We start from the raw sequence: 26348 nt of genomic DNA on the forward strand, positions 1-26348 counted from the left end.
GGGCGGGCGAACGCCCTTCCAAGGGCGTTCCGCGCTCGCGCGAGCGCGGTCAAGGCTCTTGCAAGAGCCTTGCGCCGGCGCTGCGCGCCGTCAGGCGGCGGTCGCCGCCGCGCCGTCGCCGAAGCGGCGGTAGAAGCTCTGACCCTTCTCGGCCATCTCGCGCAGCAGCCCCGGGCAGCCGAAGCGATCGCCGTGGGCGGCGGCGAGCTCGTCCGCCCGTTCGGCGGCATAGGGCGCGCCCAGCATGTCGAGCCACGAGAACGGGCCGCCCGACCACGGGGCGAAGCCCCAGCCGAGGATCGCGCCCACGTCGCCCTCGCGGATGTCGGTCAGCACGCCATCCTCGAAGGCGCGCACCGCCTCGAGCACCTGCGCGAAGAGCAGGCGGTGCTGCACCTCGAGCAGGTCGGGCTGCTCGGCGGCCGGCGGGTATTTGGCCACCAGCCCGTCCCAGAGGCCCGCGCGCCTGCCGCTTTCGTCGTAGGCGTAGAAGCCGGCCCCCGCCTTGCGCCCCAGACGGCCGTCGTCCGCCATCCAGAACAGCACCTCGTCGACCGCCTCGTCGGGATAGGCATCGCCCATCGCGGCCTTCGTCGCCCTTGCGATCTTCACGCCGAGATCGATCGATGTCTCGTCCACCAGCTGCAGCGGCCCGAGCGGCATGCCCACGAGCTTGGCCGCGTTCTCGATGAGCGGAGGCGCAACCCCCTCCTTCACCATCCTTATCCCCTCGTTGATGTAGGGGATGATGCAGCGGTTGGCGTAGAAGAAGCGGGCGTCGTTGACGACGATCGGCGTCTTGCGGATCTGGCGCACGTAGTCGAGCGCCTTGGCCACCGCGCGCTCGCCCGTCTCGCGGCCCTTGATGATCTCCACCAGCATCATCTTCTCGACCGGCGAGAAGAAGTGGATGCCGATGAAGTCAGCCGGCCGCGCGCTCGCCTTCGCCAGGTCGGTGATCGGCAGGGTGGAGGTGTTGGTGGCGAACACCGCCCCGGGCGCCGCCGCCTCGGCCTTCCGCGTCACCTCGGCCTTCACGCGCATGTCCTCGAACACCGCCTCCACGATCAGGTCGCAGTCCGCAAGGTCGGCGTAATCGTCGGTCGCGGCGATCCGGGCGAGCATCGCCTCGCCCTTCTCCGTCGTCGTCTTGCCGCGCTTGATGCCCTTCTCGACGTGATCGGCGGTGTGCGCGCGGCCCTTCTCGGCCGCCTCCCTCGACTGGTCGACCAGCACCACCTCGATGCCCGCCTGCGCCGAGACGAGCGCGATGCCGGCGCCCATCATGCCCGCGCCCAGCACGCCGACCTTGCGCACCGTCTGGTCCGCCACGTCGGGGCGGTTCGCCCCCTTCTCCAGCGCCTCCTTGTTGACGAAGAGCGAACGGATCATGGCCGACGACGACGGGTTCATCAGCACGTTGGTGAACCACCGCGCCTCGATCTTCAGCGCCGTGTCGAAGGGCACCAGCGCACCCTCGTAGACCGCCGAAAGCAGCGCCCGGGCGGCCGGGTACACCCCTTGCGTGCGCCCGTTCACCATCGCCGAGGCGCCGAGAAAGGTCATGAAGCCGTCGGGCGTGTAGGGCGCGCCGCCGGGCATCTTGTAGCCCTTCCTGTCCCACGGCTTCACGAGGTCGGCGTCGCTCGCCTGCAGCACCCACGCCTTCGCCGCCGCCACCGGGTCGTCGGCCACCTCGTCGATCAGGCCGGCCGATTTCGCCTTCTTCGGGTCCGAAAGCTTGCCCTCGAGCAGGAAGGGCGAGGCGCCCATCGCGCCCATCTTGCGCACCAGCCGCGTCGTGCCACCCGCGCCGGGAAAGATGCCCACCATGATCTCCGGCAGGCCGATCCTGGCCTTCGGATTGTCCGCCGCGAAGATGCGGTGGCAGGCGAGCGGGATTTCCAGCCCGATCCCGAGCGCCGTGCCGGGAAGGGCGGCGGCGATCGGCTTGCCACCCTTGAGCGTCCTGGGGTCCATCCCCGCGCGCTCGATCTTCCGCAGGATGGCGTGGATCTGCATGATCCCCTCGAAGAGCCCGCGCGCCGGCTCGTCCCCCGCCTCGTCGCGCATCTTCGCGATGATGTTGAGGTCCATCCCCCCGGCAAAGCTGTCCTTGCCCGAGGTGATGACGACGCCCTTCACCGCGTCGTCGGCCAGCGCGGTGTCGACATGGGCGTCGAGCTCGGCAAAGCCCTCGCGGCTCATCACGTTCATCGAGCGGCCGGGCACGTCCCAGGTGATGACGGCGACGCCGTCCCCGTTGACGGAATAGTGGAAATCGGTCATCGTCTCCGTCCTCACACGCGTTCCAGGATCGTCGCGGCACCCATGCCCGAGGCGACACAGAGCGTGGCGAGCCCCGTCGCCTTGTCCTGCCGCTCCATCTCGTCGAGCAGCGTGCCGAGGATCATCGCCCCCGTCGCACCGAGCGGATGGCCCATGGCGATGGCCCCGCCATTGACGTTCACCCGGGAGGGATCTGCGCCGAAGGCCTGCAGGAAGCGCAGCACGACCGAGGAGAACGCCTCGTTCACCTCGATCAGGTCGAGATCGCCCACCTCCATGCCGGCCGCGCGCAGCACCTTCTCGGTCGCGGGCACCGGGCCGGTCAGCATGATGGTCGGATCTGTGCCGACCTTGACGTTCGCCCGGATCTTCGCCCGCGGCCTGAGCCCGTGTGCCTCGCCGAACGCGCGGTCGCCAACGAGAACCGCCGCCGCGCCGTCGACGATGCCGCTCGAGTTGCCGGCATGGTGGACATGCTCGATCCGCTCCAGATGCGGGTATTTCATGAGCGCGATCCTGTCGAAGCCCGGCATCTGCTCGCCCATCGCCCGGAACGACGGCTCGAGGGCGCCCAGCGACTGCATGTCTGTGCCCGGCCGCATGTGCTCGTCGCGGTCGAGGATCGGCAGCCCGTTCTGGTCGCGGACGGTGATGACGGACGTGCCGAAACGGTTCTCTTCCCAGGCTCGCGCCGCGCGGCGCTGGCTTTCGACGGCGTAGGAATCCACGTCGTCGCGGGTGAAGCCGTATTCGGTGGCGATGATGTCGGCCGCGATGCCCTGGGGCACGAAGTAATGCTCCATGGCCACGGTGGGGTCGACCGCCACCGCCGCCCCGTCGGAGCCCATGGGCACCCGCCCCATCATTTCGACGCCGCCCGCGATGTAGGCGCGGCCCGCGCCCGCGCGCAACTGGTTGGCGGCGAGGTTGACCGCCTCGAGCCCCGACGCGCAGAAGCGGTTGATGGCGAGGCCGGGGATGCTCTCGTCGAGCTCGGAGGCCAGCACGGCCGTGCGCGCCAGGCAGCCGCCCTGCTCGCCGACCTGGGTGACGTTGCCCCAGATGACATCCTCCACTGCATTGCCCTCGAGGCCGTTGCGCGCGGTCAGCGCGTTCAGCACCTGGGCCGAGAGGCGGACGGCGGTGACCTCATGCAGCGCGCCGTCCTTGCGGCCCTTGCCACGCGGCGTGCGCACGGCGTCGTAGATATAGGCGTCGGTCATCTGAACCTCGTGGTCTGTCGTGGGTCAGGCGGACCCGGCCGGTGATCGGGCCGGTGATCGGGCCGGTGATCGGGCCGGTGATCGGGCCGGTGATCGGGCCGGTGATCGGCCGCCGGGCCGGGCAGGGCCCGCTCCATCAGGTCATAGGGGTGGCGCCAGCCCCGGAGCGCCGCGATCCGGTCGAGCCAGGCGTCGATGGCGGGGTGCGCCGCACGATCGAAGCCGAAGGGCTCGGGGTAGAACAGGTAGCCGCAGCAGGAGAGATCGGCGTTGGTCGGGCCCTCGCCCACGATCCAGTCACGGCCCGCAAGATGCGCGTCGAGCACTGCAAGGCTCGACGCGAGCCGCCCGCCCAGCCAGTCGATCACCTGTGCGGGCCGCTTTTCCTCGGGCGCGAAGTTCATCAGGAACCGGCGCGGCCCGGCGAGGCCGGACATCTTCGAGTTGTCCCACAGCACCCAGCGCAGCACCTCCCGCCGCTCCGCTTCCGAGTCGCCGCCAAAGCGGCCGCTGCGCGCGGCGATCCAGTCCTGGATCGCCCCCGACTGGGTGATCACGGTATCGCCCTCGACCAGCGCCGGCACCTCGCCCATCGGATTGATCGCGCGATATTCCGGCGTGCGCGCGCCTCCGCGGAAGAAGTCCACATGGACGGGCCGCCATGCAAGGCCGGCAAGCGCAAGCGGCAGCGCCGCCTTGTAGGCGTTCCCGCTCTCGCCGAAACAGTAGAGTTCGATCATGCCGTCGGGCCTCCTTGCGCGGGCGGAAGCGGGGGTTTCACACCCCCGCACCCCCGTGGGATATTGCGGGCAAGAAGAAGATCGGGCCGGGGTAATCCGGCGTTAACGTCAATCGCGGCAGGCTGGTGCCACGGTACAGGCGGGGACGCCGATGACCGTGCAAGGAGAAGTCGCCCCGGCCATCGCGCGCGGTCGCGTTTCGAGAGCGCGGTCCCTTTGGTCGGGGCGCATCCCGCGCCTTCTTCTTGCTCAAAATATCCCCGCCGGAGGCGCGCGGCCGCGGGCCGCGCTCCCGCCGCCGGGGGCGGGCGCGGGCGGCGGGGGGGCGGTGCGGACGGTCTGGGCGGCATGACGTGCCTCGGCTCGCTCGACGACGCGGCTCAGAATCGCGCCGCGTCGAGGGCCATGACAGGCTCGGCGCCCGACTCGATGCGGGCGAGATGTGTCTTCGTCGCCGGCAGCTCGCGTGCCATGTGGTAGCGCCCCGTGGCGATCTTGGCGCGCAGGAACTCGGGGTCGCCCTCGCCGCGCGCCAGCATGTCGGCCGCCGCCTTGGCCATGCGTGCCCACATCAGGCCGAGGCAGACATGGCCGAAGAGGTGCATGAAGTCGTAGGAGCCGGCGAGGGCATGGGCGGGATTCCTCGCACCGTTCTGCAGGAAGAACAGGCCGGCAGCCTGCAGATCCTTCGACGCCGACTTGAGCGGCTCGAGAAAGCCGTCCTGCAGGGTCGCGTTGCCCGCGTTGTCCTTGCAGAAGGCCTTCACGAGCTCGAGGAACGCCATCATCGCCTTGCCGCCGTCCCTCGGCAGCTTGCGGCCGACGAGGTCGAGCGACTGGATGCCGTTGGTGCCCTCGTAGACCATCGTGATGCGCGCGTCGCGCACGAACTGCTCGAGCCCCCATTCGCGGGTGAAGCCCGAGCCGCCGAGCGTCTGCTGGGCGAGCACGGTCGTCTCGAAACCCTTGTCGGTCAGGAAGCCCTTGATGACCGGCGTGAGCAACGAGATCAGCGCCTCGGCCTCGGCATCGCCCGCCCGGTGCGACCGGTCGACCAATTCGGCGCCCCACAGCGCGAAGGCGCGCGCGCCCTCCACGAAGCTCTTCTGCGCCATCAGGTTCCGCCGCACGTCGGGGTGGACGATGATCGGGTCGGCCGGCCCGTCGGGGTTGGCGGGGCCGGTTACGTCGCGGCCCTGCAGCCGCTCCTGCGCGAAGGCGGCCGCGTTCTGGTAGGCGACGGCCCCCATCGCGTAGCCCTGCAGGCCGACGCCGATCCGCGCCTCGTTCATCATCGTGAACATCGCCCGCATCCCCTTGTGCGGCTCGCCCACGAGGTAGCCCACGGCGCCGTCGTAATTCATCACGCAGGTGGCGTTGCCATGGATGCCCATCTTGCTCTCCAGGCCGCCGCAGGTGACCGCGTTGCGCGCGCCGAGCGCGCCGTCGTCGCCTACGAGGACCTTGGGCACGATGAAGAGCGAGATGCCCTTCGTGCCCTCCGGCGCGCCGGGTATCCGCGCAAGCACCAGGTGGACGATGTTCTCGGTCAGGTCGTGCTCGCCGGCCGAGATCCAGATCTTCTGTCCCGTGATGCGGTAGCTGCCGTCATCGGCCGGCTCAGCCCTGGTGCGGATCAGGCCGAGATCGGTGCCGCACTGCGGCTCGGTGAGGTTCATCGTGCCGCCCCAGCGGCCCGAGATCATGTTGGGCAGCCAGGCGCGCTTCTGCTCCTCGCTGCCATGCGCCATGATCGCCGAATAGGCGCCGTGCGTCAGGCCCCAGAACATGTTGAGCGCCATGTTGGCCGAGACGAACATCTCGCCCACGGCGGTCGACAAGAGGTAGGGCATGCCCTGTCCGCCGTACTCCGGGTCGGCGTCGAGCCCGATCCAGCCGCCCTCGGCGATCTGGTCGTAGGCTTCCTTGAAGCCGTCCGGGGTGCGGACCACCCCGTTCTCCAGCACGCACCCCTGGCGGTCGCCCACCACGTTGAGCGGCTGCAGGACCTGCTCGGAGATCTTGGCGGCCTCCTGCAGGACGGCGCTCGTCAACTCGCGCTCGAGCTCCGCGTAGCCGGGAACGTCCTGCTTCTCGGCTTCGAGGACATCGTGCAGCACGAACGCGATGTCCGGCACGGGCGCGGTGTAGTGGGGCATCGAGGCGTCTCCTGTTCGGTCAGGCTCGGGCGTCGCGCCGCCCTGCCGTCATTGGGCGGCGTGGTCCGATGTCAGCTCGCCGAGGCGTGTCTCGACCCACTCGAGCTGTTCCTTCATGTCGGCGATGGCCTCGTCGAGCGCAGCACGCTGGCGCTCCATGTCGGCAAGGTGCTGGCGGCCGAGTTCGTGGGTCTTGGTCAGCTGGGTCACCTGCTGGTCGCCCACATGGTAGAGGTCGAGCAGTTGCCGGATCTCTTCCAGCGAGAAGCCGAAGCGCTTGCCGCGCAGGATCAGCTTGAGCCGCGCCCGGTCGCGCCGGGTGAACAGCCGCTTGGTCCCCTGGCGGATCGGCGCGAGCAACTCCTTCTGCTCGTAGAACCGCAGGGTGCGCGGCGTGACCTCGAAGGCGTCGCACATCTCGCGGATTGTCATCAGTTGCTCCGTCATGAGTGTCATCTCCACGTTACGTTTTCGCGGCGGGAGATGCCTATCCGGGCGAGACCATACAAGAAGCGGTGACGCCCGCGTAAACGAAACGTCGCGTCACACCGCGACCTGCGGATGGGCCCCGGGAGGCGTCCGCTGCGATATTCACTTTTCCGTTCACGAACAATCACTTGTCTGTTCGCTACCGTACGGAGGCGCGGTGCGCTGTGCGACTGGGTCAGTTCAGGCGCGACGCTGCGTCGTCTCTCAGTCGGCGCAGGTCGAGAATCGCCTCCTCTATCTCGGTCCGGCGCCGCTCCAGCTCGGCGAGCTGGTCGTCGGCCTGGGCGACGAAGGCGCGCTGCTGCGCCGTGGTGCCCTGCTTTTCGTAGAGGTCCAGCCATTGCCGGATCTCCTCGAGCGAGAAGCCGAAGCGACGGCCGCGCAGGATCAGCGTCATGCGCGCCACCTCGCGCGGGCCGTAGAAGCGGGCCCGCCCGTCGCGGTCGGGGGAGAGAAGCTCGAGATACTCGTAATAGCGCAAGGTCCGGGGCGTTACCTCGAACCGTGCGCACATCTCCTTGAAGCTGAGCCGTGTCTCCGTCATCGCCCCTCCTGTGTGCCGAGACGTAAGGCCCACGTCCTGCCGGGGCAATGGGCGGGGGGGTGCGGCAGGCGCATTCCGGCCACCCCTTGCAGAGGGGCAGGGGCGGGCCGATAAGCGTCGGCGAGAGGAGGCGGCTCATGAGCGACGCAGACAGCGCACGCCCCGACAAGGCGAAGATCGCCGCGCAATTCATCGGGGCGATCCCCTTCTCGCAGGCCCTCGGGATGGAGCTCGAGGAAATCGGCGACGGCTGGGCGCGCATCTCGATGCCGTGGTCCGAGGCGCTGGTGGGCGAGCCGCGCACCGGCGTCATCCACGGCGGCGCGGTCTCGGCGCTGATGGATACCTGCGGCGGCGCGGCGGTGATGGCGCACCCGCAGGGCGCGGTCTCGACCGCCACGATCGACCTGCGGATCGACTACATGCGCGCGGCCACGCCGGGCCAGCGGGTGACGGCCGAGGCGACCTGCCACCACGTGACGCGGCACGTCGCCTTCGTCCGCGCCGTGGCGCGCGACGAGGAAGCGGGCACGCCGGTGGCGACCGCCACGGGCGCCTTCACCTTCCAGAGGGCGGAGGGAGCATGAGCCGCGAGAGGCCCGAGCCGGTGCAGGTCGTCAAGGAGCGGCGCGACCGGGCGCTCGCCCGGCTGATCTCGTCGGTGCCCTACGTCCGCCTGGTCGGGATCGGGTTCGACCGTCACGGCGACGAGCTGACCGCGATCCTGCGCTTCGGCGACCACCTGATCGGAAACCCGCTGTTGCCGGCGCTGCACGGCGGGGTGACCGCCTCGTTCCTCGAGGTGACGGCGACGCTGCACCTGTCGTGGATCTGGCTGTGGGACGAGATGGAGGCCGGCCGTCTAGACGCCGAGCATCTCGAGTTGCCGCGCCTGCCCAAGACCATCGACTTCACGGTGGATTACCTGCGCGCCGGCCTGCCGCGCGACGCCTATGCCCGTGCCCGGGTCAACCGGCTGGGGCGGCGCTACGCCTCGGTTCATGTCGAGGCGTGGCAGGATCACCGCGAGCGACTCTTCGCCGCCGCGACCGGCCATTTCCTGATGCCCCAGTCGGAGCCCGCCCCCCAGTCGGAGCCCGCCCTCCAGTCGGACCCCGCCCCCCGGTCGGAGTCCTCCCCCACGTGACCGCCCGCCTCGAGGAGGCGCCGATCACCAACCGGCGCGTGCTGGCGATCGCCCTGCCCATCGTGCTGTCGAACGCCACCGTCCCGATCCTCGGCGCGGTCGATACCGGCGTGGTCGGCCAGATGGGCGAGGCCGCGCCCATAGGCGCGGTCGGGATCGGCGCGGTGATCCTCTCGGCCGTCTACTGGGTCTTCGGCTTCCTGCGGATGGGCACGACCGGCCTCGTCGGCCAGGCGGCCGGGCGGGGCGACGACGCCGAGGTCTCTGCGCTGCTCACCCGTGCCCTGATGATCGCGGCGGCGGGGGGCCTTGCGCTCATCGCGCTGCAGGTCTGGATCTTCGCCGGCGCCTTCCGGATCGCCCCTGCCTCTGACGAGGTGGAGGCGCTGGCGCGCGACTATCTCGCCATCCGCATCTGGTCGGCGCCCTTCGCCATCTCGGTCTACGGCATCACCGGGTGGCTCATCGCGCAGGAGCGGACGCGGGCGGTGCTGGTCATTCAGGTGGCGATGAACGGCGTCAACATCCTGCTCGACCTGTGGTTCGTGCTCGGGCTGGGCTGGGGCGTTCCGGGCGTCGCCGTCGCCACCGTCATCGCCGAGGTCTCGGGCGCCGCGCTCGGCCTGTGGTTCTGCCGCGACGCCTTCCGGCTGCCGGCCTGGCGCGACTGGCCGCGCGTGTTCGACAGGGCACGGCTGGTCACCATGGCGAGCGTCAACGGCGATATCCTGATCCGCTCGCTGCTCCTGCAGGGCGTCTTCGTGTCGTTCCTGTTCCTCGCGTCCGATTTCGGCGACGTGCGGCTCGCCGCGACGCAGGTGCTGATGCAGTTCCTCCAGATCACCGCCTACGCGCTCGACGGCTTCGCCTTCGCCGCCGAGGCGCTGGTGGCGCGCGCCTTCGGCGCCGGGCGGCTCGACCGGCTGCGCCGCGGGGCGCTCCTGACGAGCGGCTGGGGGATGGGCGCGGCCCTCGCGCTCGCGCTGGCCTTTGCGCTGGCAGGCGGCGCGATCATCGACCTGATGACCACGGCCGAGGAGGTGCGTGCCGCCGCCCGCGCCTACCTGCCGTGGATGGTGGCCGCGCCCCTCGTCGGCCTCGCGCCCTGGATGCTCGACGGAATCTTCATCGGCGCGACGCGGGCGCGCGACATGCGCAACATGATGGTGCTGTCGGCCGCGATCTACGCCGTCGCCGTCGCCGTGCTGGTGCCGGCCTTCGAGGCGCACGGCCTCTGGGCGGCGCTGATCGTCTCCTTCGTGGCCCGCGGCGTCACGCTCGCCGCCCGCTACCCCGCGCTCGAGCGGGCGGCGAGCATCGGCTGACGGCTCAGCGGGCCTCCGCCCCGCCGCCCCGCCGCATGTCGATGACCGTCGCCTCCAGCAGGCTGTAATCCACCCGGATGGCACCCTCGAGCGGGCGCTGCAGGTCGACGATGGTCGACATCACGACCCAGAGGAAGCCCGCGAAGATGAAGGTGCGCCACGTCAGCGGCCGCCCCTGGAGCGCGGAACGGTTGCCGACGAGGAACAGCCCCGTGAGCGCCGCGGACACGACCATCAGGCCGGTGATCTCGGCTGCCGGGCGGTTGAGCGCGGCCATCCGCTCGGCATGGGCGTCGATCACCTCGTTCACCGCGCCGGCGACGAAGCTCTGCGTGGCGGCGGGCACCGGCGCGGCGGTCGCCTCGAGCGTCGCGGGCCAGAGCCGGCCCTGTGCCTCCATCGTCGCGGCGAGAAAGGCCCGCGCGCCACCGACCGTGGCGAAGTCGGCGCGGTCGGGCATGCGCGTCTCGGCATAGGCGAGCAGCGCCTCCTGCAGCGCGTCCCGCCGCGGCTCGGGCAGAAGGCCGGCGCGCAGGTAGGCGGTGCCGAGGGCGTTGGCCTCCTGCAGCACCGCCTGCTTGCCGTCCTCCGCCCAGCCGAGCGAGTTGCCGAAGAGAAACGCCACGAGGAGTCCGAGCAGCGCCAGGATCGCCCCCACGGTCGTCTCGCCGAAGCGCGAAAGCACCTCGCGCTCGCCAGGGGCGGCCCGGGCGATGCGTGCGGCGCCCACGCGGTGGCCCGCCAGCGCCGCCGCGGGCAGCGCGACGAGCAGGGCGAGGGTGAGCAACCAGAGCGGCAGGATGGGCAGCGAGACGTCGGCATAGGCCTCGATCAGCGATGTCTCGTCCATGGCATGCCCCCGCTCCCCCGACCCTGCCTCCTGCCTTACGCGATGCGGGGCGGAGGCGGGAAGGGCGGCCGGTGCGGGCGCGCGCCGCCTGTGGGCGCAGGGTGACGCCTCAGCAATTCGGCACGTTGACGGCGAGGCCGCCGAGCGAGGTCTCCTTGTACTTTTCCGACATGTCGCGCCCGGTCTGGCGCAGCGTCTCGATGCAGGCGTCGAGCGGCACGAGGTGCGTGCCGTCGCCCCTGAGCGACAGCGAGGCGGCCGAGACCGCCTTGATCGCGCCCAGCCCGTTGCGCTCGATGCAGGGCACCTGCACCAGCCCGCGCACCGGGTCGCAGGTCATGCCGAGGTGATGCTCGAGCGCGATCTCGGCGGCATTCTCGACCTGGGCGGGGCTGCCGCCCATCACGGCGCAGAGGCCGGCCGCCGCCATGGCCGAGGCCGAGCCGACCTCGGCCTGGCAACCGGCCTCGGCGCCCGAGATCGAGGCGTTGGTCTTGATGATGCCCCCGATCGCCGCCGCCGTCAGGAAGAAGTCGGGCAGGCGGTCGCGGTGCGCGCCAGGCACATGGCCCAGCCAGTAGCGGATGACCGCCGGCACCACGCCGGCCGCGCCGTTGGTGGGCGCCGTCACCACCTGGCCGCCGGCGGCGTTCTCCTCGTTGACCGCCATGGCGTAGACGCCGATCCAGTCGTTGACCTGGTGGGGCGGCGAGAGGTTCATGCCGCTCTCCGCCTCCAGCGCGGCGTGAATCGCAGGTGCGCGCCGCTTCACGTTCAGTCCGCCGGGCAGGGTGCCCTCGCGGGCCAGGCCGCGGTCGATGCAGTCGTCCATCACCTGCCAGAGACGGCCGAGGCCGGACTCGAGCTCGGCCGCGCCGCGCCGGGCCAGCTCGTTGGCGCGCTTCATCTCGGCGATGCTCTTGCCGGTGTCCTGCGCCATGGCCAGCATCCCGGCCGCCGTGGCGAAGGGGTAGGGCACGGCCGGGCCGGTTTCGGCCACGGCCCCGCCCTCCAGCTCGGCCGCCGTCAGCACGAAGCCGCCGCCGACCGAGTAGTAGGTCTCGGCCACCAGCGCGTCGCCCTGCGCATCGGTCGCCTCCAGGACCATTCCGTTGGGATGGCCGGGGAGCGGCGGCCCGTAGTCGAAGACGAGGTCGGCGGCGGGGTCGAAGGCGAGCGGGGGCAGGCCCTCGGGCGTCACCTCGCGCGCTTCGCGGATGCGCGCGAGCGCCGCCTCGGCGGCATCGGCGTCGTAATCGTCGGGGCGGAAGCCGGCGAGGCCCAGGATCACGGCCCGGTCGGTGGCGTGGCCGACCCCGGTGAAGGCGAGCGAGCCGTGCAGCCGCGCCCGCAGCCCCCACGGCCGGAACGGCCCCGCGCGCAACAGGTCGAGAAAGCGCGCCGCCGCCACCATCGGCCCCATCGTGTGCGACGACGACGGGCCGATGCCCACCTTGAAGATGTCGAAGACGGACAGGAACATCGCGCAGGCCTCCGGTTGCGTCTCCCCATGCCCCATAAGGTGGGGCCGAGAACGCCCGAATGCGACCATCGGCGCAGGGTGCGCGCCGTGGAAGGGCCGCGGCGCGCAGATCGACGGGGGGCGTCCGCCTCAGTAGCGGTGGGGCAGGGAGACGCGGGTGCCGTCGGCGCGCACCATCTCGGTCGCGTAGACCTCGACGGGGCGGTCGTCGTCGACATGACCGATCACGGTGACGGCCTCGCCCGGCCCGGCGGGCACACGATTGGGCCCGACATAGACACGGATCGTGCCGGTCGCGTCGCGCAGCACGAATTCGTCCTCGTCGGTGATCCGGTCGACGGTGCCCGCGAGCGTCACGCTCATGTTGCGCTGAACGTCGGCGATGGTGGTGGCCGGCGGGCCAGCGAGGGCGGGCGCACCGGCGACAAGCGCCGCGAGCGCGCCGCCCGACAGCGTGGCCGCGAAACGAGCGGGGGTAAAACGGCTGACCATCCGCGTCTCCTCAGTCCAGCGCGACGGCGATCAGGACGAGGGCTGCGAGCCCGGCGGCGGCGAACGCCCAGCGCGGCATCGCAAGGGTGACCTCGCCCCCGAGCCAGTCCAGCGAAAGGGGGCGCATCGCCCGGGGCGAGGCTGCGGGGTCAGGCGCGTCGGGCGCGCGGTCGGTACCGGTCGTCATGGCGAACTCCTCTGTCTGGGCCTTGCCGGGAAAATGGGGGGCGACCTCATAGGTTAAAGTCAGAGGAGCGGAGAATGGCGATAGGTTTTTGCTATGATCGCGGCCTCCTGGCTCTTGCGGGGCCACCGTTCCGGGCGCGGCAAAAGCCCGCTCGCAGGCCGGTGCGCTTTGCGCTACGAGGCGGGCCACGCTACGAGGAGCCGCCCATGACCTCAGACCTCTCTCCTGTCGACCGCGCCAAGTTCGTCGCCGCGCGCCGGGCCGTGCGTCTGGTCGAGACCGGCATGCGCGTGGGGCTGGGCACCGGGTCGACGGCGGCGTGGATGGTGCGCCTGCTGGCCGAGCGGGTGCGGGACGAGGGGCTCGACATCGTTGGCGTGCCCACCTCGACGCGCACCGCGGATCTCGCGCGCGATCTGGGGCTGCGGGTCGTCTCGCTCGACGAGGCGCAATGGCTCGACCTGACGATCGACGGCGCCGACGAGTTCGACGGCCGGCTCGACCTCATCAAGGGCGGGGGCGGGGCGCTCCTGCAGGAAAAGATCGTCGCCTGCGCGTCCGACGAGATGGTGGTGATCGCCGACGCGGCCAAGGAGGTCGAGACGCTCGGCGCCTTCCCGCTCCCGGTCGAGACGGTGCCGTTCGGCTGGCGCACCACGCAGGCGCTGGTGGAGGAGGCGCTCGTCAGCCTCGACGTGGCGGGGGGCGACACCACGATGCGGATGAACGGCGAGGTGCCCTACATTACCGACGAGGGAAACTACATCCTCGACCTGCACTGCAAGCGGATCGGCAACGCGCGTCAGCTGGCGATGGTGCTCAACCAGATCCCCGGCGTGGTCGAGAACGGTCTTTTCGTCGACATCTGCGACCTCGTGATCGTCGGCCACGAGGACGGCTCGGTGACCGAGCGGCGCGCGGGCGAGCCGCGCGAGCCTGACATGCTCGAGGGCAATCTCTTCGCCGACCCCGACTGAGCGCCTGCCCGGCGCGGCAATACAGGGACTGGGAATGGACTTCGACTACGACCTTTTCGTGATCGGCGGCGGCTCGGGCGGCGTGCGCGCGGCGCGCGTCGCGGCCGGAGAATACGGGGCGAAGGTGGGCCTCGCCGAGGAGAGCCGCATGGGCGGCACCTGCGTCATCCGCGGCTGCGTGCCGAAGAAGCTGATGGTGTACGCCTCCGAGTTCCGGCAGGCGGTGCACGAGGCCAACGAGTATGGCTGGCAGTTCCCCGAGCCGGAAAACTTCGACTGGCCCCGCTTCCGCGCCCGGCTCGAGGGAGAGCTCGACCGCCTCGAGGGCGTCTATCGCAACCTCCTCGACGGCTCGAAGGTCGAGGTGCACGACACCCGCGCCACCGTGGCCGACCCGCATACCGTGGCCCTGGGCGACGGGCGCACGGTGACGGCCAAGCACATCCTGATCGCCACCGGCGGCTGGCCCGAGGTGCCGCCCCTGCAGGGCGCCGACGGCATCGGGATCACGTCGAACGAGGTGTTCCACCTCGACGAGCTTCCCAAGCGCCTGCTGATCGTCGGCGGCGGATACATCGCCTGCGAGATGGCCTGCATCTTCAACGGGCTCGGCACGCAGGTGACGCAATACTACCGCGGCGCGCAGATCCTGCGCGGGTTCGACGGCGAGGCGCGCGGCCACATCGCCGAGCACATGGAGCGCCACGGCATCGACATCCACACCGGCACCAACGTGCTTGACATCAAGCGCACCGAGAGCGGCATCCGGGTCAAGTCGACCACCGGGCGGGAGGAGACCTTCGACCAGGTGCTGTTCGCCACCGGCCGCCGCCCCAACACCGCCGGCATGGGGCTGGAGGAGGCGGGCGTGAAGCTGGGCCGCCGCGGCGAGATCGCGGTCGACGCCTACAGCCAGACCGCGGTGCCCTCGATCCACGCCATCGGCGACGTGACCGACCGGCTGCAGCTGACGCCCGTGGCGATCCGCGAGGGAATGGCCTTCGCGCGCACCGTCTTCGGCGGCGAGCCGACCGAGCCCGATCACGTTCTCGTGCCCTCGGCCGTCTTCACCCAGCCCGAATACGGCACCGTGGGCCTGTCGGAAGAGCAGGCCCGCGAGATGGAGCCGATCGACGTCTACTGCACCAGTTTCCGGCCGATGCGCACGGCCTTCATCGGGCACGACGATCGTGTCATGATGAAGCTCGTCGTCAGCCAGGAAACGCGGCGCGTGCTCGGCGTGCATATCGTGGCCGACGGGGCGGGCGAGATGATCCAGCTCGCCGGCGTCGCGGTGAAGATGGGCGCCACCAAGGAGGACTTCGATCGCACGGTCGCCGTTCACCCTACGATCTCGGAAGAGATCGTGACCATGAAATCGCCCGTGCGGAGCGGATGACGCACCCCTTCGCGCTTGAAATGAGGGGGTGTTCCCCCACCTAATCGCTCAAGATTCCGAACGACGCGAACCGAGAGGAAGAGAACCCGATGGCAGGCAACAGCGGCGGTCCCTGGGGCGGCGGAGGCTCCGGCGGCGGCTCCGGCAACAACGGCAACGGCGGCGGGGGCCGCGGCGGCCCCGGCGGGCCGCGACGGCCCGGCGACGGCGACGGCCCGCAGATCCCCGAGATCGACGAGATCGTGCGCAAGGGTCAGGAACAGCTGCGCGTCCTGATGGGCGGAAAGGGCTCGGGCGGCGGCGACGGGGGGGGCGGCTTCAGGCTCACCCGCGGCACCGTCTTCATCGGCCTGGGCGCGGCGGTGATCCTCTGGGGGCTGGCCAGCTTCTACACCGTGCGGCCGGAGGAGCAGTCGGTCGAGCTGTTTCTCGGCGACTATCACGCCACCGGCAATCCGGGCCTGAACTTTGCGCCGTGGCCCCTGATCACCGCCGAGGTGCTGCCCGTGACCCGCGAGCAGACCGAACAGCTCGCGACGCGGCAGGGCGGGGCCGACGACGGCCTGATGCTGACCACCGACGAGAACATCATCGACGTCGACTTCGAAGTGGTCTGGAACATCAGCGATCCGGCCCTCTTCCTGTTCAATCTCGCCGAGCCGGCCGAGACCATTCGCGCCGTGTCGGAAGCGGCGATGCGCGAGGTGGTGGCCCGGCGCGAGCTTGCGCCGCTGCTCAACCGCGACCGCGACGTGGTGGCGACGCAGGTGCAGGAACTGATCCAGACGACGCTCGACCAGTACGACAGCGGCGTGAACATCATCCGCGTCAACCTCGACAAGGCCGACCCGCCGAACGAGGTGATCGACGCCTTCCGCGAGGTGCAGGCGGCCGAGCAGGAGCGTGACCGCCTCGAGCGGCAGGCCGATGCCTACGCCAACCGCGTGCTCGCCGGCGCCCGAGGCGAGGCCGCCCAGATCCTCGAGGAGGCCGAGGGCTACCGCGCCCGGGTGGTCAACGAGGCGCAGGGTCAGGCGTCGCGCTTCACCGCCGTTCTTGAGGAATACGCCAAGGCGCCCGAAGTGACGCGCAAGCGCCTCTACATCGAGACGATGGAGCGCGTGCTCGGCGACGTCGAGAAGGTGATCCTCGACGAGAGCCAGACCGGGGCCGGCGGACAGGGCGTGGTGCCCTACCTGCCGCTCAACGAGCTGCGCCGGTCGACGACCGCGCAGGCCGACGGCAACTGAGGCGAGGAGAGAGACAGATGAAGAAACTCGGTTTCCTGATACCCATCCTGGTCGTGGCGATCGTGGGCTTCCTGTCGTCGATCTTCGTGGTCGACGAGCGCGAGAAGGCGCTGGTGCTCCAGTTCGGACAGATCAAGCGCGTCAAGGAAGATCCCGGCCTCGCCTTCAAGCTGCCGGTCATCCAGGAGGTGGTGCGTTACGACGACCGCATCCTGTCGCTCGACACGCAGCCGACCGAGGTCACGCCGTCCGACGACCGCCGTCTCGTGGTCGACGCCTTCGCCCGCTACCGCATCAACGACGTGGTGCAGTTCCGCCAGGCCGTCGGCGTGGGTGGCCTGCGCGCCGCCGAGCAGCGCCTCGAGGGCATCATCAACCCGCAGATCCGCGCGGTGCTCGGTAACGAGGGCGTCACGTCGAACACGATTCTTTCGGCCGAGCGCAGCCGCCTGATGCAGGAGATCACCGATCAGGTGCGCTCCCGTGCCCTGCCGCTCGGGCTGGAGGTGGTCGATGTTCGCCTGAAGCGCACCAACCTGCCCAGCCAGAACCTCGACGCCACCTTCGCCCGGATGCGGGCCGAGCGCGAGCGCGAGGCGGCCGACGAGATCGCCCGCGGCGAAGAAGCGGCACAGCGTGTCCGCGCCCAGGCCGACCGGACCGTGGTGGAGCTGACCTCGGATGCCGAGCGCGAGGCCGAGGTGATCCGCGGTGAGGCCGACGCCGAGCGCAACGCCATCTTCGCCCAGGCCTTCGGCGCCGACCCCGAGTTCTTCGAGTTCTACCGCTCGCTCTCGGCCTACGAACGCGCGATCCAGGGCTCGAACTCGACCATGGTGATCTCGCCCGACAGCGAGTTCTTCAACTATCTCGACAGTTCGGGCGTGCGCCTGGGCGGCGGGGCCGGCGCCGCGCCCGGCGTGACCGGCGGCCCGCTCGGCCAGGTCGAGACGCCGCAGGCCGGCGAGACGCGGCAGGAATGACGACGTTCCTGCTCGCGCTCGGGCTGGTGTTCCTTCTGGAGGGGCTGGTGCTCGCACTGGCCCCTTCGCGTCTGGAGGAGGCGCTGCGCCTGCTCGCCACCCTCCCGCCGGAGACGGTGCGCCTGATCGGGCTGCTCGCCATGACGGGCGGGGCGATCTTCGTCTGGCTGGCGGGGTGGCTCGGCGGCTGAGGCCGGGCGCCCCGCCGTCTCCGTTGGCGCACACGGTCTGTGCCGCGTCGTGGAGTTCCGTCGGCGGCGGGAACATTTAGCTCTCTCGCGCAGGTTCACCCGCGTGCAAGAGGAGCACCCGACATGTCCGACGTCAGACTGGCGATCGTCTTCTACTCGACCTACGGAACCAATCACGCCATGGCGCAGATCGCGGCCGAGGCCGCCCGCGAGGCGGGGGCCGAGGTGCGCCTCCTGCGGGTCGCCGAGACCGCGCCGCAGGAGGTCGTCGAGGGGCAGGAGGGCTGGAAGGCCCAGGCCGACAAGATGGCCGACATCCCCGTGGCCACGCCCGACGACCTCGTCTGGGCCAACGCCTATCTCTTCTCCGCGCCGACCCGCTATGGCGTGGTGGCGAGCCAGTTGCGCGCCTTCATCGACACGCTCGGCCCCGTCTGGCAGGAAGGCAAGCTGGCCGACAAGCCGGTCTCGGCGATGTCGTCGGCGATGAACGCCCATGGCGGGCAGGAGGCGACGATCCTGTCGCTCTACACGACATTCATGCATTGGGGGGCGGTGATCGTGGCGCCCGGCTATACCGACGCCTCGATCTTCGCCTCTGGCGGCAACCCCTATGGCTATACCCAGACCGCGGGGGAGATCGGCGACGAGGGGCGCGCCGCCATCGCCCACCAGGCCCGCCGGGTCGTGGACTACGCCCGTCGCATCGCCGCCTGAGGCCGCGACGGCGGCGGGCGCTGCACAGGACGACCGGCGACGGCGAGTGCCGGGACGCCCAATGCCAAAGGCGCGCAACCCGCGGCGCTATCCCGGCGCCGCGGCTTTGCCAGACGGAAACGCCCGGCCGCAGGCCGAGCGGCACCTGCCCTTGCACCGACGCGAGCCCGTGGGTCGCACCGTGCCCGGACCCTCCGGCATGTGTGGCATTGGTGCCCCGCCTATCGGGCGCCGGGCGTCCCGTGCGGCCGTCCCGGGGCGAGGGACATGGCCGCTCGCCGGAGGGTGCCGAGGCCGGCGGCGGGCCTGTTGCGGTCGGTGGGCGCGGCGTCCTGCGCCAGACCCGCCTCGCGCCACCGACCCGCGATCCCGCCGTCACCCCGGCCTGCGCTCTCTCTTCGCCCCGCCTGACGGTGCCCGGGCGGGAGCGCATGGCGGCGTCACGCGCACGTGACGCGTCGAGAGGGGCTTTGAGTTGCCGGCGCCGCCTCCTAGATATTCTATGCACTGCGCCCGTCGCCGCCATGGACGGCGCGACTGCCCTCGGGTCGGGAGAGACCCAGCGGCGGCAGGGCCGGCCCGGCCGGCCAGAGATCGAATGACGACCGACACAAGGAGACCTCCGTGACGCTCCAGGCCCCACGCTTCTTCCCGCAGCCCGGCGCGGCCGTGCGCACTGCCGCCGCCGCGCTCGTCGGCCTGTCTCTCGTCCTCGGCGCGCCGCAGGGCGCAGAGGCGCAGAGCCGGCCGGACAGCTTCGCCAGTCTGGCCGAGCAGGTGAGCCCCTCGGTTGTCAACATCACGACCGCGACCATGGTCGAAACCTCGACCGGCCCCGGCCCGATGGTGCCCGAGGGCTCGCCGTTCGAGGATTTCTTCCGCGACTTCCTCGACCGGAACGGTCCCGACGGGCGCCCGCCGCGCCGCTCCTCTGCGCTGGGCTCTGGCTTCGTCATCTCCGAAGACGGCTTCATCGTGACGAACAACCACGTCATCGAACAGGCCGACGAGATCACGATCGAGTTCTTCTCGGGCGAGGAACTGGAAGCCGAGGTCATCGGGACTGACCCGAACACCGACCTCGCGCTGCTGAAGGTCGAGGCCGACGAGCCGCTGCCCTTCGTGCCGTGGGGCGACAGCGACGCCGCCCGCGTGGGCGACTGGGTGATGGCGATGGGCAACCCGCTCGGGCAGGGCTTCTCCGTGTCGGCGGGTATCGTCTCGGCCCGCGGCCGGGCGCTGTCGGGAAGCTACGATGACTACATCCAGACCGACGCCGCCATCAATCGCGGCAACTCGGGCGGCCCGCTCTTCAACATGGACGGCGAGGTGATCGGCGTGAACACCGCGATCCTGTCGCCCAACGGCGGCTCGATCGGCATCGGCTTCGCGATGTCGAGCCGCGTGGCGCAGAACGTCATCGACCAGCTCCAGCGCTACGGCGAGACGCGCCGCGGCTGGCTTGGCGTGCGCATTCAGGATGTTACCGACGACCTTGCAGAGGGTCTCGGCCTCGAAGAGGCGCGTGGCGCGCTGGTGACCGACGTGCCCGAAGGCCCCGCGATGGAGGCCGGGATCGAATCGGGCGACGTGATCCTCAATTTCGACGGGCGGGACGTGGAGGATACCCGCAGCCTCGTGCGGCAGGTGGGCAACACCGACGTGGGCAAGACCGTGCGCGTCATCGTCTTCCGCAACGGGGAGACGGAGACGCTGCGCGTGACGCTCGGCCGCCGTGAGGAGGCCGAGGCGATGCCGGCCGCCGCGCCCGCCACGGAGCCGGAGGCGCCCGCGCAGAGCGAGGTGCTCGGCATGACGCTCTCGGCGGTCACACCCGATCTCGCGGAAGACCTGGGCGTGCCGGAGGATGCCGCGGGGATCGTCGTGGCCGAGGTCGATCCGGCGAGCGAGGCCTACGAAAAGGGCCTGCGCGTGGGCGACCTGATCACCGAGGCCGGCCAGCAGACCGTCGCGACGGTCGCCGAGTTCGAGGATCGAATGGAGGAAGCGCGCGAAGCCGGTCGCAAGTCGCTCCTCCTGTTGGTGCGCCGCAACGGCGAGCCGCGCTTCGTGGCGCTGTCGCTGGAGTGACGCAGGACTTCCGATCGCGACCGCGCTCGCGAGGGGAGAGGCGCCCTGCCGGGGGCGCCTCTTTTCGTGCGCCGGTTGCTGCAGGAGAAGCGGCTTCGAAGCCGCTTCTCCCGGCGCGCTTCCGTCGAGGTCGCGCGCCGATCGACGCCCTGCAGGAGCGGCACCCGTGAGGGCCAGATGCGCAGGGCCTGTGCCTGTTCCCGCCCTGGCAAGCGGCGGCAAGCGGCTTCGAAGCCGCTTGGCCGGGTGGCCGCCGATGCGCCTCACTCCCCGGCGGGCGCAGCCACGGTGACGAGGCCCATCTGCCGGGCGGCGGCGCGCGAGAGAGTGCCGCTGTCGAGCCCGCGGGGGGTCTGATACGCGCGCACCGCTTCCCGGGTCGCCTGATCGAGCCGGCCCGTCACCGGCCCGTCATGGAGATCGCGCGCCGCGAGCGCCCGCTGGAGCGCGGCGATCCGTGCCTCGCCCAGTTCCCCGGGGCAGAGCGCGTCGAACCAGAGCTCTGCGGCCGGCCGAACCACTGTCTCGCGCCGCTCGATGCGGGTGATCGGCGCCTCACGCAGCGTGCCGTCAGGCGCGAGACCCGGCGGCTCCACGGTCATCTCCGCAAGCTCGACGGCCACCGTGGCGTCGCGTGTCTCCTGCGCCCAGCAGGCATCCGCTGGCGCATCCTCAGGGCGCGCGGGGAGGGTCTCGATGCGCTCGGCCGGGCGCGGCGCCGCCGCCTGCGGCGGGGCGCGGTCCCCGCTCGCGAGGCAGGCGGCGAGGGGCCAGCAGGTCAGCAGGATGCGCAGGTGCATGCTCAGGCCCTCCTGGGCCCGCATCGGGCGGCGGACCTCGCGGGAATGCTGGCCGCAGGCGGCTCCGCGGCCAATCGCGGGGCTCAGAACAGGCTTCCCTGGTCCGGCGGCTCGGGCCGCGCCCTGGGGCGCGGTGCCGGACCGGGCGAGGCGCCGCCGATCCTCAGGCGCCCGTCGGCGAACTCGATCTCGAGCGCGCCCGCCGCCCTTGCCTCGGCCCGGCCAGTCACGACCTGGCCGGCGGAGTCGCGCACCACGGCATAGCCGCGCGCGAGCGTTCCCTTGTAGCTGAGCGAGCCGAGCAGGCGGCCGAAGCCCGCGACCCGCTCGGCCCGTAGTTCCAAGAGGCCGGACGCTGCCGCATCGAGCCGTCGGCCCTGCGCGGCCACCTCGCGCCGTCGGGCGGCGATCCCGCGGGCCACGAGATCGGGCCGCAGCCGCTCCGCGAGGCGGTCGAGCCGCGCCGCCTCGCCCCTGAGCCGCGCCCGCAGCCCCTGAGCACGCAGACCCGCGCCGGCTTGCGCCAGCGTCAGTCGCCGCCCCTGCACCGCCCCGCGCAGGGCGGCGGGCAGGCGCATCGCGGCGTAGTCGAGCCGCTGGCGCGGCCCCTCCAGGAGCTGCGAGAGGCGGGGCAGGGCGCGCGACAGGTCGCGCAGGCGCTCGCGTCGCCGGTCGAGGCCCCGTGCCATCGCGCCCGTCGCGCGCGATTCGAGCCCCGAGACCGCCGACAGGCAGTCGAGCCGCACCGGCACCGCCATCTCGGCCGCGGCGGTGGGCGTGGGGGCCCGGCAATCGGAGACGTGGTCGATCAGCGTCGTGTCGGTCTCGTGCCCCACGGCCGAGATCAGCGGGATCCGCGAGGCGGCGGCGGCGCGCGCCACGACCTCTTCGTTGAAGCCCCAGAGATCCTCGATCGAGCCGCCGCCGCGTGCCACGATCAGCAGGTCGGGCCGGGGGATCGGCCCGCCGGGCGAAAGCGCGTTGAACCCCTCTATGGCACGCGCGACCTGCGGCGCGCAGGCCGGCCCCTGCACCGCCACGGGCCAGACGATCACGTGGCGCGGAAAGCGTTCCGACAGGCGGTGCAGGATGTCGCGGATCACCGCGCCCGAGGGCGATGTGACGACGCCGATCACGCGCGGCAGGCGCGGCAGGGGCCGCTTGCGCGCCGCGTCGAACAGCCCCTCGGCGGCGAGCGCGCGCTTGCGCTTCTCGAGCATCGCCATCAGCGCGCCTTCACCCGCGGCTTCCACCTGGTCGACTGTCAGCTGGTACTTCGACTGGCCGCCGAAGATCGTCAGGCGGCCGGTGGCGACGACCTCCATCCCCTCCTCGGGGCGTTGCTGCAGGCGCCCGACCTGCCCTTTCCAGCAGACCGAAGCGAGCACGTTCCGTTCGTCCTTGATGTCGAAATAGAGATGGCCGGAGCGCGCCACGAACACGCGCCCCACCTCGCCCCGTACCCGCACCCGGCCGAAGGCGCCCTCGAGCGTCCTTTTCACCGCGCCCGAGATTTCGGCGACGGTATATTCGGGGGTGTTGCCGGGGCTCGGGCCCTCGCGGCTATCCTCGATCAGGTCGTCCATGCGCCTCTCCTCGCCCGCCATCCTAGGGCGCGCGCGGGGCGGGACCAAGGGCGCAGTCGCGCGCCGGGCGGCCTGCCAGGCGCGTGCGCCGGCGCTTGCTCCTGATGCGCGCCGACCCTAGACACCGCGGGGGACACGCGGAGGCGGCGCCATGAACATCCTGATCCTCGGCGGCGGCGGCCGCGAGCACGCGCTGGCCTGGGCCGTCCTGCAGAATCCGCGCTGCGACCGCCTGATCGTCGCGCCGGGCAATGCCGGGATCGCAGGCATCGCCGATTGCGCCGATCTCGACATCACCGATCCGGGCGCCGTCGTCACCTTCGCCGAGGAGGAGAGCGTCGATTTCGTCATCATCGGCCCGGAGGCGCCGCTGGCCGCCGGCGTGGCCGACCGGCTGGCCGAGGCGGGCATCCTCGTCTTCGGCCCCTCGGCCGAAGCGGCGCGGCTCGAGGCGTCGAAGGCTTTCGCCAAGGAGGTCTGCAATGCCTGCGGGGCCCCCACGGCCCCTTATGCGCGGTTCACCGATGCCGAAGCCGCGAAGGCCCACGTGGCCGCACGGGGCGCGCCGATCGTGGTCAAGGCCGACGGGCTCGCCGCCGGCAAGGGCGTCGTGGTGGCCGAGAGCGTGGCCGAGGCCGAGGCCGCCATCGACGCGATGCTGGGCGGCGCCTTCGGGCAGGCGGGCGCCGAGGTGGTGATCGAGGCGTTCATGGCGGGCGAGGAGGCGTCGTTCTTCGTGCTCTGCGACGGCGCGCATGTCCTGCCCGTCGGCACCGCGCAGGACCACAAGCGCATCGGCGAGGGCGATACCGGCCCGAACACGGGGGGCATGGGCGCCTATTCCCCCGCGCCAGTGATGACGCCGGAGGTGGAGGCGCGGGCGCTCGACGAGATCGTGCGGCCCACCGTGGCCGAGCTGGCGCGCCGCGGCACGCCCTATCGCGGGGTGCTTTATGCCGGGCTGATGATCGAGAACGGGCGGCCGCGGCTGGTGGAATACAATGTCCGCTTCGGCGATCCCGAATGCCAGGCGCTGATGATGCGGCTCGGGGGGCAGGCGCTCGACCTGATGCTGGCCGCGGCCGAGGGGCGCCTCGACCGCGCCCGCGTCCATTGGGCCGACGACCACGCCGTGACGGTGGTGATCGCCGCGCAGGGCTACCCCGGCGCGGTGGAGAAGGGGGCGCCCATAGGCGGGCTCGACGGGCTGCCCGAGGACAGCTTTCACATGATGTTCCACGGGGGCACGGCTTTTGCCGAGGGGCGGATCGTGGCGGCAGGCGGTCGTGTGCTGAACGCCACCGCACGCGGCGCCACGCTCGCGGAGGCGCGCGACCGGGCCTACGCGCTGGCCGGCGCGGTCGAGCTCCCCGGGGGCCTCATGCGCCGCGATATCGGCTGGCGGGCGCTCGGAAAGCCCTCGCACGAGGGCTGAGCCGTCCAACAAGAGGCCGGGGCATTTTTTTCGCGCCTCGCGCAGCGTGATCTCGTGTGAGCGCGGGGCGCAAGCGCGCCCCGGTCCTGAAACGAACGTGGCCGGCATCCCGTCGCATGCCCTGATTTTGCTCGGGCATCCGCAAGCGGACGCCGGCAAGTCCACGCGCATCTTCGTGATGTGCAAATTTGCACCGAGGGCACGTCCACCGTGGGCGTTTCAAGGATCTGCGCAGGGCACCAGGTGCCCCTCATCGAGAGCGGGACACGCCGCAGGCACCCGCCCCGAAGCGACAGAAATCGATACACGCAACCCAAGGAGACCGATCATGACCCGCACCCTGACCCTCGCCGCCGCCGCCCTCGCCCTTGCAGCGCCGGCCTTCGCCCAGAGTGTCGCCTCGCCGGCCGACATCGTCGCCCGCCACGCCGCCGAGACCGGCCAGCAGCAGACCGTCCGCTTCATCGAGCGGGGTGGGTTCGACGGCAGCTACACGACCTTCGGCGAAGGCTCGGCACGCATCTCGGCGCTCGAGGTCGCCCTGAAGCACGCCGAAGAGAGCGACGATCGCCAGCGTGCCGAGCACATCCGCGATCAGCTCCAGGCGTCGCGGACGGACGGAATGACCGCCTTCGTCGCAACGCGCAGCCCCAACCGCGTGTCGGCCCTCGAAGTGGCGCTCCGCCACGCCGAAGAGAGCGACGACCGTCAGCGCGCGGCGTTCCTCCGGTCGCAGCTCGCCGAGTGAGGCGGGCGCGCGACGCGGCCCGATCAGCTTCGGCACCGAACGGCCCGTGCCATTGGCGCGGGCCGTTTGCCGTCAGCGGCAGGCGAGCGCGGCGGCGAAGCTCTGCCGGCCCTCGTGCGGCCCGATCTCGCGGCTCGCGAGCCGGTCGCCCTCCAGTCGCGTCGCCAGCAGTCGCGCCCAGTCGGCCGAGGCGGTGACGATCTCGGGCCCCGCGCCGCAGTCGCGGATGCCGCCCGAGATCACCTCGTCGCCGATCCGGTGGTTCGTGACGCCTTCGAGCGTGGCGACCTCGGTCAGGCCCCCGGCGGCCCAGCTCCACACGCGAAGGGTGCGGGCAAGGTGCGGCCGGTCCACATAGGCGAGGTCGGTCACGCCATCCCCGTTCAGATCGGCGACGCCCACCGGTGCAAGCCAGCGAAAGCGCTGACCGATGTGCGGCGTTGCGTGCGCCTTCACGAGCGCGCCCAGCCGGAGCGAATAGATGGCGAGCTGTGCGCCCAGCTGCGGGTCGGTCTCGACGACGATCACGTCGGCCGCGCCGTCGCCGTCGGCATCCGCGACGCGGGGGGCGATGTCTTCGAACACGTGGTCGGGTTCGAGACCCTCGCGAAGGTCGACCCGCAGCGTGCGCCCGTCGGACGTGGTCACGGCGAGCACGGCCTTCTCCCGGATCGATCCCATGATGCGATGCGGATAGGTGTCGAGCGGCACCTCGTAACGGGCGCCCACGATACTGACGTCGGGCCCGCCGTCGGCCGCGGCGCAGCCGGCCGCGGCGAGATAGGCAAGAGCGGCGGCGAGCCGCATCAGATCTGTTTTTCGGGTATCTGCACCACGAGGCCGTCGAGCGCGTCGCTCACCTTGAGCTGGCAGGTCAGGCGCGAGCGCTTGGGGTCGGGCTCGTAGGCGAAATCGAGCATGTCCTCTTCCATCGATTCGACGGGGGGCAGCTTGTCGACCCAGTCGGGGTGGACGTAGACGTGACAGGTGGAGCAGGCACAGGCGCCGCCGCAATCGGCCTCGATGCCGGGGATGCCGTTGTCGCGCGCGCCCTCCATCACGGTCAGCCCGGTGGGCACGTCCACCACATGCTCGGTTCCGTTGTGCTCGATATAGGTGATCTTCGCCACGTCGGTCCGTCCCCCTGGCCGCTTCGTCTGACTCCCGCGCATTTAGGCGAAAGTGCGCGCGATGGCCAGAGCCGCCCCGCGCCGCGTGAGGGCGGCCCGCGGACGCGGCCAGG

General features: G+C 71.2%; 25 protein-coding genes and 1 pseudogene. 12 read left to right on the forward strand and 14 right to left on the reverse strand.

The window, feature by feature from the left end; all coding sequences use genetic code 11:
* Window positions 1-90: 90 nt before the first annotated feature.
* The 6 genes and pseudogenes from DLJ49_RS10850 to DLJ49_RS10875 form a co-directional block, all read right to left on the reverse strand.
* Window positions 91-2289, reverse strand: a complete 2199-nt coding sequence (locus DLJ49_RS10850) for a 3-hydroxyacyl-CoA dehydrogenase NAD-binding domain-containing protein (protein ID WP_115393573.1) — start codon at window positions 2287-2289, stop codon at window positions 91-93.
* Window positions 2290-2300: 11 nt separating this feature from the next.
* On the reverse strand, window positions 2301-3512 hold the full coding sequence (locus DLJ49_RS10855; protein ID WP_115393574.1) for an acetyl-CoA C-acetyltransferase: 1212 nt from the start codon (window positions 3510-3512) through the stop codon (window positions 2301-2303).
* 104 nt (window positions 3513-3616) lie between these two features.
* Window positions 3617-4252, reverse strand: a pseudogene (locus DLJ49_RS10860) (glutathione S-transferase family protein); the annotation flags it as partial.
* 380 nt (window positions 4253-4632) lie between these two features.
* Complete coding sequence (locus DLJ49_RS10865) at window positions 4633-6411, reverse strand: acyl-CoA dehydrogenase C-terminal domain-containing protein (protein WP_115393576.1); 1779 nt, start codon at window positions 6409-6411, stop codon at window positions 4633-4635.
* A gap of 48 nt (window positions 6412-6459) precedes the next feature.
* A complete protein-coding gene (locus tag DLJ49_RS10870; protein ID WP_115393577.1) occupies window positions 6460-6858 on the reverse strand; it encodes a MerR family transcriptional regulator in 399 nt (132 codons plus the stop codon).
* Between the two features lie 217 nt (window positions 6859-7075).
* Window positions 7076-7444 (reverse strand): MerR family transcriptional regulator, encoded by a 369-nt coding sequence (locus DLJ49_RS10875; protein ID WP_115393578.1) that lies wholly within the window; start codon window positions 7442-7444, stop codon window positions 7076-7078.
* A 137-nt stretch (window positions 7445-7581) separates the two neighbouring features.
* Here DLJ49_RS10875 and DLJ49_RS10880 point away from each other — a divergent pair, with 137 nt between their 5' ends.
* The 3 genes from DLJ49_RS10880 to DLJ49_RS10890 are packed head-to-tail and all read left to right on the forward strand — an operon-like array spanning window position 7582 to window position 9916.
* A complete protein-coding gene (locus tag DLJ49_RS10880; RefSeq protein WP_115393579.1) occupies window positions 7582-8031 on the forward strand; it encodes a PaaI family thioesterase in 450 nt (149 codons plus the stop codon).
* A complete protein-coding gene (locus tag DLJ49_RS10885; RefSeq protein WP_115393580.1) occupies window positions 8028-8591 on the forward strand; it encodes a PaaI family thioesterase in 564 nt (187 codons plus the stop codon). Before DLJ49_RS10880 ends, DLJ49_RS10885 begins: the two co-directional genes overlap by 4 nt.
* The gene (locus DLJ49_RS10890; RefSeq protein WP_115393581.1) at window positions 8588-9916 is read left to right on the forward strand and encodes an MATE family efflux transporter; all 1329 of its coding nucleotides are present in this window, start codon (window positions 8588-8590) and stop codon (window positions 9914-9916) included. The genes DLJ49_RS10885 and DLJ49_RS10890 overlap by 4 nt, the downstream gene beginning before the upstream one ends.
* Window positions 9917-9920: 4 nt before the next feature.
* On the opposite strand, the gene DLJ49_RS10895 is transcribed toward DLJ49_RS10890, so the two are convergent.
* The 4 genes from DLJ49_RS10895 to DLJ49_RS21765 form a co-directional block, all read right to left on the reverse strand.
* The gene (locus DLJ49_RS10895) at window positions 9921-10766 is read right to left on the reverse strand and encodes a bestrophin-like domain (RefSeq protein ID WP_115393582.1); all 846 of its coding nucleotides are present in this window, start codon (window positions 10764-10766) and stop codon (window positions 9921-9923) included.
* Between the two features lie 109 nt (window positions 10767-10875).
* On the reverse strand, window positions 10876-12249 hold the full coding sequence (locus tag DLJ49_RS10900) for an L-serine ammonia-lyase (protein WP_115393583.1): 1374 nt from the start codon (window positions 12247-12249) through the stop codon (window positions 10876-10878).
* A gap of 129 nt (window positions 12250-12378) precedes the next feature.
* Window positions 12379-12741 (reverse strand): NirD/YgiW/YdeI family stress tolerance protein, encoded by a 363-nt coding sequence (locus DLJ49_RS10905; RefSeq protein WP_115393584.1) that lies wholly within the window; start codon window positions 12739-12741, stop codon window positions 12379-12381.
* Window positions 12742-12751: 10 nt separating this feature from the next.
* Window positions 12752-12928, reverse strand: coding sequence for a hypothetical protein (locus DLJ49_RS21765; protein WP_158547447.1), 177 nt, complete (start codon window positions 12926-12928; stop codon window positions 12752-12754).
* Window positions 12929-13134: 206 nt separating this feature from the next.
* Here DLJ49_RS21765 and rpiA point away from each other — a divergent pair, with 206 nt between their 5' ends.
* The 7 genes from rpiA to DLJ49_RS10940 all read left to right on the forward strand — a co-directional run bounded on the left by rpiA (window position 13135) and on the right by DLJ49_RS10940 (window position 20536).
* Window positions 13135-13905 (forward strand): ribose-5-phosphate isomerase RpiA, encoded by a 771-nt coding sequence (rpiA, locus tag DLJ49_RS10910; RefSeq protein WP_115393585.1) that lies wholly within the window; start codon window positions 13135-13137, stop codon window positions 13903-13905.
* Window positions 13906-13939: 34 nt separating this feature from the next.
* Window positions 13940-15304 (forward strand): glutathione-disulfide reductase, encoded by a 1365-nt coding sequence (gorA, locus tag DLJ49_RS10915; RefSeq protein WP_115393586.1) that lies wholly within the window; start codon window positions 13940-13942, stop codon window positions 15302-15304.
* Window positions 15305-15393: 89 nt separating this feature from the next.
* Window positions 15394-16554 (forward strand): FtsH protease activity modulator HflK, encoded by a 1161-nt coding sequence (gene hflK, locus DLJ49_RS10920; protein ID WP_115393587.1) that lies wholly within the window; start codon window positions 15394-15396, stop codon window positions 16552-16554.
* 17 nt (window positions 16555-16571) lie between these two features.
* Window positions 16572-17537, forward strand: coding sequence for a protease modulator HflC (hflC, locus tag DLJ49_RS10925; RefSeq protein ID WP_115393588.1), 966 nt, complete (start codon window positions 16572-16574; stop codon window positions 17535-17537).
* Window positions 17534-17728, forward strand: a complete 195-nt coding sequence (locus DLJ49_RS10930; protein ID WP_115393589.1) for a DUF2065 family protein — start codon at window positions 17534-17536, stop codon at window positions 17726-17728. Before hflC ends, DLJ49_RS10930 begins: the two co-directional genes overlap by 4 nt.
* A gap of 123 nt (window positions 17729-17851) precedes the next feature.
* Window positions 17852-18445 carry an NAD(P)H:quinone oxidoreductase gene (wrbA, locus tag DLJ49_RS10935; protein WP_115393590.1) on the forward strand — a complete coding sequence of 198 codons (594 nt, stop codon included), beginning with the start codon at window positions 17852-17854 and terminating at the stop codon, window positions 18443-18445.
* A 624-nt stretch (window positions 18446-19069) separates the two neighbouring features.
* The gene (locus tag DLJ49_RS10940) at window positions 19070-20536 is read left to right on the forward strand and encodes a DegQ family serine endoprotease (RefSeq protein ID WP_115393591.1); all 1467 of its coding nucleotides are present in this window, start codon (window positions 19070-19072) and stop codon (window positions 20534-20536) included.
* 263 nt (window positions 20537-20799) lie between these two features.
* Here DLJ49_RS10940 and DLJ49_RS10945 read toward each other — a convergent pair whose 3' ends face one another.
* Window positions 20800-21336, reverse strand: coding sequence for a peptidoglycan-binding protein (locus tag DLJ49_RS10945; RefSeq protein ID WP_115393592.1), 537 nt, complete (start codon window positions 21334-21336; stop codon window positions 20800-20802).
* An 83-nt stretch (window positions 21337-21419) separates the two neighbouring features.
* Window positions 21420-22922, reverse strand: coding sequence for an exodeoxyribonuclease VII large subunit (gene xseA, locus DLJ49_RS10950; protein ID WP_115393593.1), 1503 nt, complete (start codon window positions 22920-22922; stop codon window positions 21420-21422).
* A 151-nt stretch (window positions 22923-23073) separates the two neighbouring features.
* Here xseA and purD point away from each other — a divergent pair, with 151 nt between their 5' ends.
* On the forward strand, window positions 23074-24357 hold the full coding sequence (purD, locus tag DLJ49_RS10955; protein ID WP_115393594.1) for a phosphoribosylamine--glycine ligase: 1284 nt from the start codon (window positions 23074-23076) through the stop codon (window positions 24355-24357).
* 328 nt (window positions 24358-24685) lie between these two features.
* The gene (locus tag DLJ49_RS10960) at window positions 24686-25105 is read left to right on the forward strand and encodes a hypothetical protein (protein ID WP_115393595.1); all 420 of its coding nucleotides are present in this window, start codon (window positions 24686-24688) and stop codon (window positions 25103-25105) included.
* 72 nt (window positions 25106-25177) lie between these two features.
* On the opposite strand, the gene DLJ49_RS10965 is transcribed toward DLJ49_RS10960, so the two are convergent.
* Both DLJ49_RS10965 and DLJ49_RS10970 read right to left on the reverse strand, forming a co-directional pair.
* Complete coding sequence (locus DLJ49_RS10965; protein WP_115393596.1) at window positions 25178-25912, reverse strand: FG-GAP-like repeat-containing protein; 735 nt, start codon at window positions 25910-25912, stop codon at window positions 25178-25180.
* The gene (locus tag DLJ49_RS10970) at window positions 25912-26235 is read right to left on the reverse strand and encodes a 2Fe-2S iron-sulfur cluster-binding protein (protein WP_115393597.1); all 324 of its coding nucleotides are present in this window, start codon (window positions 26233-26235) and stop codon (window positions 25912-25914) included. The genes DLJ49_RS10965 and DLJ49_RS10970 overlap by 1 nt, the downstream gene beginning before the upstream one ends.
* Window positions 26236-26348: the final 113 nt, after the last annotated feature.

It is taken from the genome of Rhodovulum sp. 12E13 (assembly GCF_003340565.1).
Taxonomy (GTDB): domain Bacteria; phylum Pseudomonadota; class Alphaproteobacteria; order Rhodobacterales; family Rhodobacteraceae; genus HLUCCA09.